General features: G+C 67.1%; 14 protein-coding genes. 7 read left to right on the forward strand and 7 right to left on the reverse strand.

Translation table 11 applies throughout. The annotated features are described in order from the left end of the window. Together BMZ18_RS08555 and BMZ18_RS08560 are read right to left on the reverse strand one after the other, a co-directional pair. On the reverse strand, nt 1-995 hold a 995-nt coding region (locus BMZ18_RS08555), incomplete at its 3' end, for an ApeA N-terminal domain 1-containing protein (RefSeq protein WP_139203892.1). A 528-nt stretch (nt 996-1,523) separates the two neighbouring features. Next, complete coding sequence (locus BMZ18_RS08560) at nt 1,524-1,757, reverse strand: hypothetical protein (protein WP_068364127.1); 234 nt, start codon at nt 1,755-1,757, stop codon at nt 1,524-1,526. Between the two features lie 28 nt (nt 1,758-1,785). Between BMZ18_RS08560 and BMZ18_RS08565 the strand changes: the two genes are divergently transcribed. Continuing rightward, nucleotides 1,786-3,321, forward strand: coding sequence for a type I restriction enzyme subunit R domain-containing protein (locus BMZ18_RS08565; protein ID WP_342028286.1), 1,536 nt, complete (start codon nt 1,786-1,788; stop codon nt 3,319-3,321). A gap of 103 nt (nt 3,322-3,424) precedes the next feature. Here the strand turns inward: BMZ18_RS08565 and BMZ18_RS08575 are convergent, their stop codons facing one another. Together BMZ18_RS08575 and BMZ18_RS19890 are read right to left on the reverse strand one after the other, a co-directional pair. Continuing rightward, on the reverse strand, nt 3,425-4,459 hold the full coding sequence (locus tag BMZ18_RS08575) for an ATP/GTP-binding protein (RefSeq protein WP_211267493.1): 1,035 nt from the start codon (nt 4,457-4,459) through the stop codon (nt 3,425-3,427). Then, nucleotides 4,449-4,595, reverse strand: coding sequence for a hypothetical protein (locus BMZ18_RS19890; protein ID WP_211267492.1), 147 nt, complete (start codon nt 4,593-4,595; stop codon nt 4,449-4,451). Before BMZ18_RS19890 ends, BMZ18_RS08575 begins: the two co-directional genes overlap by 11 nt. A gap of 372 nt (nt 4,596-4,967) precedes the next feature. Between BMZ18_RS19890 and BMZ18_RS08580 the strand changes: the two genes are divergently transcribed. Further along, nucleotides 4,968-5,894 (forward strand): LLM class F420-dependent oxidoreductase, encoded by a 927-nt coding sequence (locus tag BMZ18_RS08580; protein WP_068364120.1) that lies wholly within the window; start codon nt 4,968-4,970, stop codon nt 5,892-5,894. Here BMZ18_RS08580 and BMZ18_RS08585 read toward each other — a convergent pair. After that, entirely contained in the window at nt 5,875-6,969 is a 1,095-nt protein-coding gene (locus BMZ18_RS08585) for an acyltransferase family protein (protein WP_068364143.1), read from the reverse strand. The two genes, BMZ18_RS08580 and BMZ18_RS08585, sit on opposite strands and share 20 nt — an antisense overlap. A 283-nt stretch (nt 6,970-7,252) precedes the next feature. Here BMZ18_RS08585 and BMZ18_RS08590 point away from each other — a divergent pair, with 283 nt between their 5' ends. The 4 genes from BMZ18_RS08590 to BMZ18_RS08605 all read left to right on the forward strand — a co-directional run bounded on the left by BMZ18_RS08590 (nt 7,253) and on the right by BMZ18_RS08605 (nt 10,814). Beyond that, nucleotides 7,253-7,876: a superoxide dismutase gene (locus BMZ18_RS08590; protein ID WP_068106616.1), complete on the forward strand. Its 624-nt coding sequence runs from the start codon at nt 7,253-7,255 to the stop codon at nt 7,874-7,876. Nucleotides 7,877-8,038: 162 nt separating this feature from the next. After that, complete coding sequence (locus tag BMZ18_RS08595; protein ID WP_068106619.1) at nt 8,039-8,569, forward strand: peptidase; 531 nt, start codon at nt 8,039-8,041, stop codon at nt 8,567-8,569. Between the two features lie 58 nt (nt 8,570-8,627). Next, nucleotides 8,628-9,803, forward strand: a complete 1,176-nt coding sequence (locus BMZ18_RS08600; RefSeq protein WP_068364117.1) for an acyl-CoA dehydrogenase family protein — start codon at nt 8,628-8,630, stop codon at nt 9,801-9,803. Between the two features lie 309 nt (nt 9,804-10,112). Next, nucleotides 10,113-10,814, forward strand: coding sequence for a TMEM165/GDT1 family protein (locus tag BMZ18_RS08605; RefSeq protein ID WP_068364114.1), 702 nt, complete (start codon nt 10,113-10,115; stop codon nt 10,812-10,814). Nucleotides 10,815-10,862: 48 nt separating this feature from the next. Here BMZ18_RS08605 and BMZ18_RS08610 read toward each other — a convergent pair whose 3' ends face one another. Then, nucleotides 10,863-11,342, reverse strand: coding sequence for a nucleoside deaminase (locus BMZ18_RS08610; protein WP_068364111.1), 480 nt, complete (start codon nt 11,340-11,342; stop codon nt 10,863-10,865). Between the two features lie 87 nt (nt 11,343-11,429). Between BMZ18_RS08610 and BMZ18_RS08615 the strand changes: the two genes are divergently transcribed. Beyond that, a complete protein-coding gene (locus BMZ18_RS08615; protein WP_068104310.1) occupies nt 11,430-12,197 on the forward strand; it encodes an SDR family NAD(P)-dependent oxidoreductase in 768 nt (255 codons plus the stop codon). 132 nt (nt 12,198-12,329) lie between these two features. Here BMZ18_RS08615 and BMZ18_RS08620 read toward each other — a convergent pair whose 3' ends face one another. Beyond that, a complete protein-coding gene (locus BMZ18_RS08620) occupies nt 12,330-13,934 on the reverse strand; it encodes a TM0106 family RecB-like putative nuclease (RefSeq protein WP_068364108.1) in 1,605 nt (534 codons plus the stop codon). Nucleotides 13,935-14,071: the final 137 nt, after the last annotated feature.

The following is a 14,071-nucleotide window of genomic DNA, read 5'->3' on the forward strand; positions in this document are numbered from 1 at the left end:
GAACTCCTCTGGATGTGCAGCGGGCATGGCTCGGACTCCTCTCCTGCAGCAGCAACGCTACAGATCAGGTGTCCGGAGAACCGGGTCAAGCTCCTTTCGTAGAACGTGGTCGTTTCGCGTAGCTGTGCGACCAACGACGCCACACCGTAAAAGGCACCGGTATGGAGTTCGTTCCACCGACCGAGCAGCTGCTCGACATCGTCGACGTCGGACAATCGAAAATTGATTCGACGTCGACTGCGCTCGTCCAGGACGGTGTTCTCCTCCGGGAGGTCGTCCGCGCTCCACCATTCATAGCGGTCACTAATGCCGGAGGAGCCGGCCGTCTCATAAAACGCGATGGCGCGGACACCTGTGGGCCGGTGCATCGCGATCGTGACGAGGTCGGAGAGGCGGCGCGAGATAGCAAGGTGGTCGTCGACTGAGAGACGCTCGATGCTTGATACGAAGATGATGTTCTTGAACCGGCCGGGAACGGCCATATCGTCGCGAGTGAAGCTGCTCTGGCCGGAATAGCTGGAATAGCTGCTGACCGTGACTTGGACTGCGCCGTAGGACGCAGTACGGGGCAGCGGATCGGGAACGGTGAAGGAAGTCCCGCCGCCGGGCGGGTGCGAAATCATCGGGTCGAACTCGGCTGTCCAGAACGTCAAGTAGTCCAGTTCGATCACCGCCTCGGCGAAAGCCAGAGCGTTCCTATCGGCCACGTGGTTCTGTCCGATCACTACGCCGTCACCCTCGATTGTCTGGCGACGGTGATCTTCGCCGTTGCGAACGATGCCGCTCTCAGCTGTAACGTACGCGCCGAAAATCGAGACGGCTCGACCGCCCGAACTGCCATGCACGGTGACTGAGTCGCGCGAGAAGCCCAGTAGTTCACCGCCGAGATCAAGCCGTGGCTCGGCGTCATCGCCGAGCGTGAGAACCCCGTACACGGTGCGGTCTGCTGCGTCTGCCGCCCACCACTGACCATGCAATTGCTGTGTCGTCGACATGCGCCGAGGTTAGGTCAAAAGTCCCGCCGCGGCGCGACACGATCGCAAAATAGTCCGCAGTTCGGGCGACTGGAGCATCGAGGTGTGTGCGCCATGAAGCTGATCGACGACGAGACGGACCGCGTGACGGTTCAGTCGACCGGGCCGGCGGCCCGAAACCGTGTTAGGCACCGTGACGGCCGCGAGGTGAGGCCCTTGCAACCGATACAGAACACTCTTGCCTCCGACGGAACGGAGACAGGTAGTACGCCCCTAGCGATTGCAATCTGGGTAGCGTAAGCTTGAACAGCGTTTATGTCATAATAAATATGATCGGCTATTTAAATATGTTGTGCAACAGCGGGTTTGGCGTTGGCCCGGCCGGATCACCGCCACGCCGGTTCTTGGTGAGTCGCAGCAGGCCGCATCACGCGGCCCCGGCTCCTTCCAGGCGTGTGACGGTGCCCGATACCGATATTGAGGGTGAACAGGAGAGTTAACTGACGCAGGACGGTTCGTTCGACGGAACTGCGGACCGCAACCGTCCGCTCACAGACTCGGATTACTGACCTCTACGGCCATGGTGGAGTCGAGCTCGACGTCGAAAGTCTCGCCGCCATAGTCCGCTTTGATAACCAGACGTACCTTCGATTGTCCGTATGGGTTGGTTTGCTCCACCGACAGTAGCGTTCCGCTCTTGTCCCAGCTCACGGTCACTCTTTTGCCGATGTAAAGGTCGGGTTCGTAGAAAATTTGAGACGCGCTGGGCAGGTTGGAAAACATAACGAATCAGGTTGTCCCCTCGAAGTCGATGCCTGTCGCGCAGTCACCTGCTGCGGTGTCTGGTAGCAGAACAGTACGCTTGTCCGTGCGGCAGCAATTACACCCCGTACAAGACGGCTTTCCGCGTGGCGCACAACGGCATCAGCTACACCAGCGACGACACCATCGCTGTCACCACCGACGGCACCGATGCCGACCTGGTGGACCGATCCGCCGCGGTGAAATTGGTGATGAACTGGGTCAAGCTGCACCCCACCAACATCGCGCAGAAAGTCGCGATCATCGTCGAGCACTTCCGCGAGAACGTCGCGTGGCGTCTCGACGGCCACGCGAAAGCGATAGTTGTCCCAGCTCACGCAAGGCGACCGTCCGCTACAAGCTCGGCTTCGACAAGTACGTCACCGAGCACAGCTACTCCGACGTCGCGGCACTCGTCGCATTCTCCGGCGAGGTGACCGATACCGAGTCGGGTACAAACGATCCATTCACCGAGACCACGATGAACCCCGGCCTGAAGGGCCGGGATCTGAGGGATGCGCTCGCGACGGACGAGTTCCAGGTGATGCTGGTGGCCAACAAATTTCAGACCGGTTTCGATCAGCCCAAGCTGGTTGCGATGTACGTCGACAAGAAGCTCGGCGGCGTCCAAGCGGTGCAGACGCTCTCGCGCCTCAATCGCACCTTCGCTCCGCTGAAGGATCAGACGTTCGTGCTGGACTTCGCCAACGAAGTGTCCGACGTCGTCGAGTCGTTCTCCCCGTATTACGAGGTGACGACTCTCGCCGACCTCACCGATGCGAACATCGTGCACAACACCGAACGCAAGCTCGCGGTCCTCGGCATCTACGAGGGGTCGGAGGTCGACGGTCTGGTCGTCGACTACCTGGCGAAGAAGGGCAACAGCGCCCTCGAAAAGTGGATCGCGCCCGCCGCGCAGCGCTACACCGTGCGGATGCAGGAAGCGGCCGACGCATCCGACAAGGTCGCGATGGACGAGCTGACCATGTTCCGTAAGGACGCCGGCACCTACGTCCGTCAGTACGAGTTCTTGTCGCAGCTCTTCGACTACGAGAGCCCATGGCTCGAGAAGCTGGCGATCTACCTGAAACTGCTGATCGTTGGCGGCGAAGCACGGACACCCCGCGAGAACAACCGACCCACACGACGAACCGAGTCGGTGACGCCGTACCCGGTTGCATTGCCATTTCAGAGTCGACCAGTTCTCAGCACCGTCAACGTCGGTCGTGGCGGCCAAGAGCTAAGCGGCGATCTGCTTCACTGTGGGTGTCCTTCGTTGAACGCTTCGTTGCTCAGATCCGGTGGGGTCGAGGCGTCCCACACGCTCGCGTACACCTCGGACACCAGTGGCCACACCTTGCGCAGGCCGTCGTCGACGGACTCGACCGCCGCGGCGAGGTCGCCGTACAAGACGAACTCGTGGGGAATGACGCGCCCTGCCGAATCGCGACGCCCGAGGGGATCCGAAATACGCAACGCGACGCAACCGTCGTGTCGTCGCCACGCCGTCGGTTCGTCGCGAAGGTCGCCGAAAGCGCGTTCATAGTCCGGCAACGGATCGCTTAATCCTGCGTCGAAGAGGAACCGGTAGCCCCAGTTTCGGCCTCGCGTGGCCCACATCATGCTTCCGAGATCTCCCAGTCGGGCGGTCATTTGGGATTCCTGATTACTTTGTCGTCGACGCCTTGCTCGAGGTCGCTTTTGAACTGCGTCAGGGTTGCGCGCAGGTAGTCGTTCTGTGCGCGAGCCTGCTCGTGCATTTCCTTGAGCTTCGGCCCCGCCAACTGCGCTGCTGTCGTAAGGATCGGCAGTGCCTTGTCCACTTTCGGCATCCGGGCAAGCAACTTCTCGATCGGCGCGAACTTGCCGCCCGCGAGGCCGGCAGCCAGCAGTTCGGCGCCGTCTGCGAGTGACTTCAGGACCCTGACGGAGATGTCAAACTTTTGGTGCCACTGCACTCGGCGTTGCAGCGGCAGGATGGATGCCACAGGCAGAATCAGGTCGAGACCGATGCGATGCGTCAAGTCGATGCCGACTGTTTGCTCGCCACCGAGCTTGCGTTCGAACTTGGCGGACGACAGCAGCATGAAGTCCTCGCCGATCGACAGTGCCTCGGGCGTATCGATCAGATCGGCGACGGTCGATCGGAAGTGCTCGATGTCCTCTGCTGCGTTGAGGATGACCAGATCACGAAAGGTGTCGACGTCCCAATCCGGGAACAGATCGGCTTTCGACAACGCCAGAATCCAGATCCGCGGGAACTCGATGATGGGCCCGTCCTCGAGCAGGTCGTCCTTTAGCTGAAGGAGCCCGTGGCGGAAAGCGAACATCAGCGACTTGAGGTACTTGTGCTCCTCCCCTCGGTGGTTTAACAATTTCTGTCCATCCACCAACAGGATTGCGACATCGGACCGAAGCAGCGAACGGAAGTTGTCGATGCGCCGATCTCTCTCGAGAGGGCTATTGGGTTCGGTTCCGAACCATTCACCGGGGTAGTCGTGCCACGCGAGTCGGAGGACGTCGAAGGGCCGATTCTTCGCAGCGGCGTTCTCGCCGCCTTTTAGTTTGACCGAAAAGTAATAGGTGATGGCCTGAAATCGGTTTGGTAGCGGCGTCTCCGCTTTGACGCGCATGCCCAGGTAGTTCTTGTAGAGCCGGCCCGCCTGACCTGCGTCATCGGCCACGAAGGTCCCACAGGTCGTTCGTGTAGGACCCTTCCTGCGTCGGACCGAAGAACGACGACACAAGGACGGTCTTGCCCGATCCCGCCTCGCCAAAGACGGCGATGTGCTGCTCTCGGACTTTCGGGAATTTGGCCACGCGGAGACGCTATCGGACGTCACCTCATAGGGAGAGTGGGCGGCCGCCCTTCCGGACGGCACCCACGGCTTCACTGACTCCGACTGCGGCGCGGCCAGGTGCGATGTCGTCGACAGATGACCCTGCCGCCCACCGGGAAGGGGCACCGCCCGTCGGGGCGCCGCTCGTTTCGTTGGCGCGCTCACGCGCAGCGCCGTGCCACGGTCCGTCGTCGGGCCGACCGCAGGACCGGCGCGGGCGCCGAGTTATCCACACTGTCCACAGAAGCATCCACAGAAACCGACCTGAAACCCGTTCCGTCCTGGATTCCGGACGGAGGAACGCCCCGGCGCTTCGTGCGCCGTCCAACCCGACGTCTCCTACAGTCGAGGCATGGACCTCCGCATCTTCACCGAACCGCAGCAGGGCGCGACCTACGACGACCTCCTCCGGGTCGCCCGCGCGTCGGAAGACCTCGGATTCGATGCGTTCTTCCGGTCGGATCACTACCTCCCGATGAACGTCGACGGTCGCCCCGGGCCCACCGACGCCTGGGTCACCCTGGCCGGGCTGGCCCGCGAGACGTCGACCATCCGCCTGGGGACGCTGGTCACCTCGGCGACCTTCCGCTACCCGGGCCCCCTCGCGGTGTCCGTCGCGCAGGTCGACGCGATGAGCGGTGGCCGCGTCGAACTCGGGCTCGGCGCCGGGTGGTACGCCGAGGAGCACGCGGCGGGCGCGATTCCGTTCCCGCCGGTCGGCGAGCGTTTCGATCGCTTCGAGGACACCCTGGCCATCGTGACCGGCATGTGGGCCACGCCGGAGGGCGGGACCTTCGACCACCAGGGACACCACTTCTCGGTCACCGGGTCGCCCGGACTGCCGAAGCCCGCGCAGGACTCGGTGCCGATCGTCATCGGCGGCGGCGGGAAGAAGCGGACGCCGGCGTTGGCCGCGCGCTACGCCAGCGAGTTCAACCTGCCCTTCGCCGACGCCGAGACCACGGCCACGCAGTTCGACCGCGTCCGGGCGGCCTGCGCCGAGGCCGGGCGCGACCCGTCGTCGATGACCTTCTCCAACGCCCTCGTCCTGTGCTGCGGGTCGTCCGATGCCGAGGTGGCCCGACGGGCCGGGGCGATCGGACGCGAGGTCGACGAGGTGTTCCGCAACGGTGCGGCCGGATCACCTGATCAGGTGGTGGACACCCTCGGACGGTTCGCCGAACTCGGCTCGACCCGCGTCTACCTGCAGGTGCTCGACCTCCACGACCTCGATCACCTGGCGCTGGTGGCCGAGCAGGTCATGCCGCAGGTGGCGTGACCTTCGGATCCGCGGCGGGCGTCCCGCTGCCGGCGAAGCGCTTGGCGATCCACGCCGAGGCGGGCGTTTCGACGTAGCGGTACACCACGTCGGACAGGATGCCGACGACGAGAGCGAAGACGGCGACGGCGGCGGTGGCGCCGAGGTGCGGCTCCACCCACTCGTAGATCCGATAGAGCACCAGCGTGTGCACCAGATAGATGGTGTAGCTGCGCGTCGCCAACCAGTGCACGACGCGGCTGCGGCCGAACGCGGTGTCGGTCGGCGCGACGAGCACGACCGCGACGATGAGGACCAGCACCGTCCACAGGTGGCCGCGTTGGCCGACGTGAAACGCGTCGACGGTCATCGCGAACTGGATGACGGCGAACTGCGCCAGTGCCGCGCCGACCAGAACGCGCCACGACGCGATCCGCACGAACGCGAAGTAGGCGATCTGACCGAGGAAGACCGTCGGCAGCGTCGCGGCGACCTTGTCGAGCATCGGGATCGTCCAGTCGTAGGGCACCAGGTCCGTGTAGAGCAGGACCAGCCAGCACAGCGCGGCGCCGAGGGTCGGCACCAGAACCGGTCGCGTCATGAGAAGACGACGCAGCGCGACCGCGTAGCCGTAGAACACGAACTGCACGATCAGCGTCCAGGTGACGCCGAGGACCACCACTTCGGGACGCAGGAAGAACCCGCCGAGCACGAAACTCATCGCGGCTTCGGCGTTACTGATCCCGACGGTCTGGGAGAACATGCCGTTCACCCCGAGTCGAACCAGCACGACGGCCGCGAGGATCGACAACCAGAACACCGGGAGCAGGCGCGCCGCGCGACCCACCAGGAACGAGCGCGGCGAGTTCCGCGCCACCGACGCCGTCGACACCAGGCCGGTCAGCATCATGAAGAACGCCACCCCGACGAACGAGAGGTGGTGATTGAGCCCGCCGACGTCGATCAGGGTCGCGGTGACGGCGTCGATGACCCACCAGGTCCCGCCCACGTCGTCGACCAGGTAGTACGAGATGTGGGAGTACACGACGGCAAGGACCGCGACCGCGCGCAGCACGTTCAGGCCGGGGAACCGCACGCTCCGCAGACCGGCGGCGCGCGCGGGGGCGGCCACCTCGTCGGAGTCGCGAGCCGGGGACATAGCACCCGATCGTAAGGTTCCGTTCATGTGTGGGTCGAATTCGCCGACGTGCGACGCAGCCACGTGGTATCGGGCCGTCGGGTGCGCGGGCCGGTGCGAGGTGTACGAATGACGGGGTCAGGGTAGGCCAGACCCCGACGGGTCCGTCCGATCGACGGGCCGAAACCCCATCGTCGGCTCCGACGTGCGAGTCGACGGACAGCATGAGAAGGGAACATTCGTGTCCGAGTACACATTGCCCGACCTCGACTACGACTACGCCGCTCTGGAGCCCCACATCTCGGGCGAGATCAACGAGCTGCATCACTCGAAGCACCACGCCACCTACGTCGCCGGCGTGAACACCGCCCTCGAGAAGCTGGCCGACGCCCGCGACAAGGAGGATCACGGCTCGATCTTCCTGCTCGAGAAGAACCTGGCCTTCCACCTCGGCGGCCACGTGAACCACTCCATCTGGTGGAAGAACCTCTCCCCCAACGGTGGCGACAAGCCCGAGGGCGAGCTCGCCGCGGCGATCGACGACCAGTTCGGCTCGTTCGACAAGTTCCGTGCGCAGTTCACCGCGGCCGCCAACGGCCTGCAGGGATCCGGCTGGGCCGTCCTCGGTTGGGACACTCTCGGCAAGAAGCTGCTCACGTTCCAGCTGTACGACCAGCAGGCCAACGTGCCGCTCGGCATCATCCCGCTGCTGCAGGTCGACATGTGGGAGCACGCCTTCTACCTGCAGTACAAGAACGTCAAGGCCGACTACGTGAAGGCGTTCTGGAACGTCGTCAACTGGGCCGACGTCCAGCAGCGCTTCGCCGCCGCCACCTCGCAGACCTCGGGCCTGATCTTCCCCTGATCGTGCCCCGGCCCCGTGAGGGGTCACTCGGAACGCCGTCCTCGCCCGCGCGGGGGCGGCGTTCTCGCGTGCGAGGGCCCAGCCCGCGCCTGGCACTCGATCCCTCTTGTGTGCCAGATGGGGCGCGTGGTGTTCTTCCCTCCCCGGACCGGAGGTGCAGTCATGGACGTACATCGCGGACCCATCGCCGTCGCGCCGTTCCAGGCAGGCGGGACGCTGCGCGGCTTCGTGGTCTCGGGCCGATGGCCCGACACCACCAAGGAGTGGGCGCAACTGCTCGCCTTCACCGTGCGGGTGGCGTCGACACCCGGCCTGCTCGGCACCACGACCGTGTTCGGCGTTCGCGAGGAACTGCCCGACGATCCCGCCGAGGGCACCGTGGGCCTCGTCGTCGCCGAGGGACCGGTGGTCGGCGACGCCGCGGTCACCCCGGAACGCTTCGCCCACCACTCGCCCGCCGCGCTGATGATGCTGCATCCGCCGTCGGAAACCATGCCCACGCTGCCCGAATGCGCCGGCGCCGCCTCCGGGTGCGTGCTGCTGCCCGGCCTGCCGCACCTCGGGCTCGACCATCGCGCGGCCTGGGTGGAGGCCGAGGCCGACGGCACGGTGACCTCGCTCATCAGCCGCGTCGGGCTCGACCCCGGCAGCGATCCCGACACCGCCGTCCTGGCAATGCTGCTGGCCGCCTGACCCGGTCGGAGCCGGCGGATACAGTCGAGGTCACACGCTCCCGCCGAAAGGATCTCCGATGATCGACACCCGCGCCGCCCTCGATCTCGCCGGGATCGACGACCTGCTCTCCGCCGACGAGAAGGCGGTGCGCGACTCGGTGCGGTCCCTGTGCGAACGCCGCGTGGAGCCCTACGTCGGCGACTGGTTCGAACGCGGGGAGATCGACGACATCCGCGGGTTGGCGAAGGAGCTCGGCGCCCTCGGCGTGCTCGGCATGCACCTCACGGGGTACGGCTGCGCCGGCATGAGCGCGACGGAGTACGGACTGGCCTGCCTCGAACTGGAAGCGACGGACTCCGGGCTGCGGTCGCTGGTCTCGGTCCAGGGATCGCTCGCGATGTACTCGATCTGGAAGTACGGCTCCGAGGAGCAGAAGACCGAGTGGCTCCCGCGCCTGGCCGCCGGCGAGGCACTCGGCTGCTTCGGCCTCACTGAGCCCGACGCCGGATCGGACCCGTCGTCGATGCTGACGCGGGCCCGTCGGGACGGCGACGACTGGATTATCGACGGACGCAAGATGTGGATCACCAACGGCAGCGTCGCCGACGTGGCCGTGGTGTGGGCGAAGACCGACGACGGCGTGAACGGCTTCGTCGTTCCGACGTCGACGCCGGGCTTCTCCGCCCCCCGCATCGAGCACAAGATGTCGCTGCGCGCGTCGGTGACCAGCGAACTGGTGCTCGAGGGAGTGCGGCTGCCGGCCTCGGCGGTGCTCCCCGAGGCGCGCGGGCTCAAGGCTCCGCTGGGGGCGCTCAACGAGGCGCGGTACGGCATCGTCTGGGGCTCGCTCGGTGCGGCGCGATCGTCCCTGCAGGCGGCGCTGAGCTACGCCTCCGAGCGCACCCAGTTCGGCCGGCCCCTCTCCGGGTTCCAGCTGACCCAGCAGAAGCTCGTGGACATGAACCTCGAGCTGACGAAGGGGCTGCTGCTCGCGCTGCACCTCGGCCGCCGCAAGGACGCGGGCACCCTGCGCACCGAGGAGATCAGCCTGGGCAAGCTCAACAACGTCCGCGAGGCGCTCGACATCTGCCGCACGTCCCGCACGATTCTGGGCGCCAACGGAATCTCGCTCGAGTATCCGGTGATCCGCCACATGAACAACCTCGAGTCGGTGCTCACCTACGAGGGCACCGTCGAGATGCACACCCTCATCCTGGGACAGGCGATGACCGGGGAGAACGCGTTCCGCTGACGGGCCGCCGGAGCGCCGCGCGGCGGGGTCCGACACGGTTTTCTTCGGCCCGCCGAACTGCAATTTCGGAAGTTGCACACTCCTGACCAGCACTTTAGCGTGGTGGGCAGCGAAGGGGAGTAGCCCCCAATCGTCGAGTCGACATACTGGCGCGGCGCCCGTACGGGCCGCTCCCGGCTCGGCGAACCGGCCGTCCGGCGGGTGGGCGAGACCTTCGGTCCGATGACCGTACGGCGCCGCACCCCGGCGCCGAGCGCCGGCCGATCTCTCCCCTCGCGGAGGCCGACGCGCCTGCCCACGGAGGTATCAGTGCTCGCCGCCCTGCTGCTCAGTTTCGGCGTCATCTTCGTCGCCGAGCTCGGTGACAAGTCCCAGCTGATGGCGATGACGTTCGCCCTCAAGTACCGCTGGTGGGTCGTCATCGGCGGCATCACCCTCGCCACCACCGTCGTGCACCTGGTGTCCGTGGCCGTCGGTCACTCCCTCGGCGTCGCGCTGCCCACCCACCTCATCGGCATCGTCGGCGGCGTCGCGTTCCTCGTGTTCGGCCTGTGGACCCTGCGCGGGGACAGCCTCGACGAGGAGGAGAAGAGCAAGGCCGACCGCGTCACCAAGTCCGCGTTCATCGCCGTCGCGTCCGCGTTCTTCCTCGCCGAGCTCGGCGACAAGACCATGCTCGCCACCGTCACGCTCGCCTCCGACAACGACTGGGTGGGCGTCTGGATCGGCTCGACCCTCGGCATGGTCGCCGCCGACGCGCTGGCCATCGTCGTCGGCGCCACGCTGGGCAAGCGCCTCCCGGAGCGGCTCATCACGCTCGGCGCCGCCACCCTGTTCTTCGTCTTCGGTGTCTGGCTGATCCTCGAGGGCGTCTTCCCGACGTCGTCCATCGGCATCGTCGGCGCCGTGGTGGTGCTGGCCGTGGGCAGCGCGCTCACCACCTGGCGGATGCGCAAGCCCGCCCCGGCGGCTGTGGAGTCGGAGGAGTCGGCCCCGTCCGGTTCCCGCTGACGCTGCCCGCGTTCACGGACGGTGCACCGTCAGCAGACGTAGGAACCGTCAGCGGGAAGCGCCCTGGCCGTGCAGCTCCCGCATCACGGGGACCAACTCGTCGGCCGGACCGTCCACCTCCAGGCCCGGGGCGACCTGCTGGATCGACAGCGGCGTCACCGGCGCGGCGGGCACTCCCCACTCGCGCTGCCAGGCCCCGAGCTGCGCTCCCGACACCGCGTAGACGATGCGCCCCAGCCCCACCCAGGCGTGCGCGGCCGAGCACATCGCGCAGTGTTCCCCCGAGGTGTAGACGGTCGAGGCGGCGCGCTCGGCCGGCGTCAGGTGGTCCGTCGCCCACTGCGTGATGGTGAACTCGGGATGCAGGGTGCGGTTGCCGCCGCTCACCCGGTTCCGGTCCTCGAACAGCACCGTGCCGTCGGCACCGACCAGGACGGAGCCGAACGGCTCGTCGCCGGCGTCGAGCGCCTCCCGGGCCAGGGCGACACAGCGGCGCAGGAGGACCAGATCGTCGGCAGTCGGGGTCATGACCCGAGTGTGCCCCAACCGACTAGGGTGCATTTCGGTAAGTCGTCACTAACTCGGGTGGCGGCTGCACGACGAGAGGACCGACTCATGGAGATGGCAGGATCCGCAGCACTGGTCACCGGCGGCGCATCGGGACTGGGTGCCGCCACCGCGAAGCGCTTCGCCGAGAACGGGGTCACCGTCTTCGGTCTGGACCTGCAGTCCTCCATCGACAAGGCCGGCGACTCCGTGCCCGACGGCGTCACGCTGATCGCCGCGGACGTCACCAGCGACGAGGAGGTCCGCGCGGCCCTGAAGACCATCGGCGAGGCCGGAGTACCGCTGCGCATCGTCGTCAACTGCGCCGGTGTGGGCTGGGCGGGCCGCATCCTGTCGAAGAAGGGTGCGCACGATCTCGAGCTGTTCCGCACCGTCATCACCATCAACCTGCTCGGCACGTTCAACGTCATGCGTCTGGCCGCCGAGCACATGCAGTCCCTCCCCACCGTCGACGACGCCGGTCAGCGCGGCGTGGTCATCAACACCGCGTCGGTCGCGGCGTTCGAGGGCCAGATCGGCCAGATCGCCTACTCCGCGTCCAAGGGCGGCGTGCACGGCATGACCGTTCCGGCGGCACGTGACCTCGCGCAGGTCGGTATCCGCGTCAACACCATCGCCCCCGGCATCGTGGACACCCCGATGCTCGCCGGCGTCACCGAGGAGTACCGCCACGGCCTCGAGGCCGGTGTGCCCTTCCCGTCGCGCCTGGCCCAGCCGACCGAATACGCGCAGCTGGCGCAGATGATCGTCGAGCACGATTACCTCAACGGCGAGACCATCCGCATGGACGGCGCGCTGCGTATGGCCCCGCGCTGATCTTCTCGGAAAGTTTTCGCGCCGCCACCCATCCATGGGTGCCGTAGGCCCGAAGACACCCTGAGGCGTCCCCTCGCTGCCGACCCCCGACTCGCAGCGAGAGGGCGCCTCTCTCGTGTTCGGGGGTCCCACTCAGCGGTACGCGCGGGCCAAATCCGCCGCCGTCGGGAGCCGGAGCACGTCCTCGCCGGCCATCCACACCCGCAGCGCGTGGGTGGCGCGGACGTCGTCCTCGTTGTACTCGAGCAGGCGCTCGCGCTGGGAGAGGTCCGTCGTGATCAAGGCGCCGTCGGATTCGGGCGCATCGTCGTACCCGACGGCCGCGCGGTACCAGGCCATCGACGCCTCGCCGCCCGCCTCGTCGTCGCGCCAGGTGAACCCGGCGACGGGCGCCACCTTCTTCAGACCCTTGCCGTCCGGACAGACGAAGTTCTGAGACACCGCGATGTACATGTCGACCCACTCCGGGCCGTCGATGAACTCCCGCACCTGCGCCTCGGTGGGCACGCCGTCCATCCCGGCGAATCGACGCGCGGACCCGATCAGCCACTTGTCCTCCGCGGCGCGGGAGTAGCAGTAGGCGGCGAAGGTCCGGCCCGACTCGTGCGCCTCCGCGCGGACGCCCATGAGCCACGTCCAGAACTCGGCGAACGAGCGGGCCTCGTCCATGGTCGGCACCGGCTCCCACGTGGTGAACGCCCGGTACCGCGGGGCGGATCCGTCCCGCCGGTCGAGCAGCGTCCCCCACATGTACGCGCCGTGCTCCTGGTAGCTCTCCATGTCGACGTCCACCTCGACATCGGCGCGCTGCACCGCGACGGTCTCCGTACGCCGCACCAACGGGGCCTGCGCCAACCACGCCTGCGCGACGACGACGGCTTCCGCGAAATCCCCGTGCGGCCACTCCTCGGGCGGGGCGTCGGAGGTCCACGCGGCGAGCTCGTCGATGGTGCGAATCCCCGCGGCGTACAACGCGTCCGCTCGTGACCCCGCGGCGACGAGGCTGACGTCACGCGTCCGGCGCAGCGTCTCCCCGCACTCGGACCACCACGGACAGGACCGGCACTCGGACACCTTGACCGGCGCGGTGACCGCCTCCCCACGCGCGATCGCGAGACGGTCGGCGAACCGCGCGTCGTACGTGGGGCCGACGGCGAGCAGATCGTGCACCAGGATCACGTCCCCGCCGAAGCCGATCGCACCGCCGACGGCGGACCTCCCGTCCTGGCCGAGGGAGGCGAGCAGGCGGTGCACGTGGACCGCGCCGAGCTGGTCCCGAAGCTGCGGACGGACCTTCCGCGCCACGTCGACATCGGGCTCCCACCGACCGAACGGGCTGGTCATGGCCCCGGAACCGGGGTCGGTGACCTTGTGGTTGACCACCAGCACCGGGATGTACCCCCCGGCGGGATCCGCGATCAGCAGATCGCAGCGGCCGCGCCGGCCTGCCTCGGCGTCGTCGGCGAACGTGGCGTTCCAGACGTACCGGGCCCCGTCCTCCAGCGCCCGCGTGGTCCGCCGTACCCGCTCGGCATGCGACAACTCCGACGGGACGACCACCCAGCCCACGGGATCGGCCGCCATCAGCGCGTCCTTGACCACCAGCCGGTGCACCGCGGCCGCTTCCCGCCGCATCTGCACCCCCGTGTCCTCCGGCACGTCGGCGATCAGGGACCGGTACGCGGTGTCGAGGTACACGCGGTGACGGCACCGCGTCAGCGTGGCGGCGTCGATCATGGCGGAAGGGGACACTCTCGCAGCGTAGATCCACCCGCCGACACGGCAGTCCGGACCGATAGGCTGGGCTGCACGAGGCGCCGTCGGGGCGCCGCAGGTGGGCGCCCGGCGCGCCGTCGGACACGAAGGGGCAGGAT

Origin of the sequence: Rhodococcoides kroppenstedtii (assembly GCF_900111805.1) — a bacterium.
Lineage (GTDB): Bacteria > Actinomycetota > Actinomycetes > Mycobacteriales > Mycobacteriaceae > Rhodococcoides > Rhodococcoides kroppenstedtii.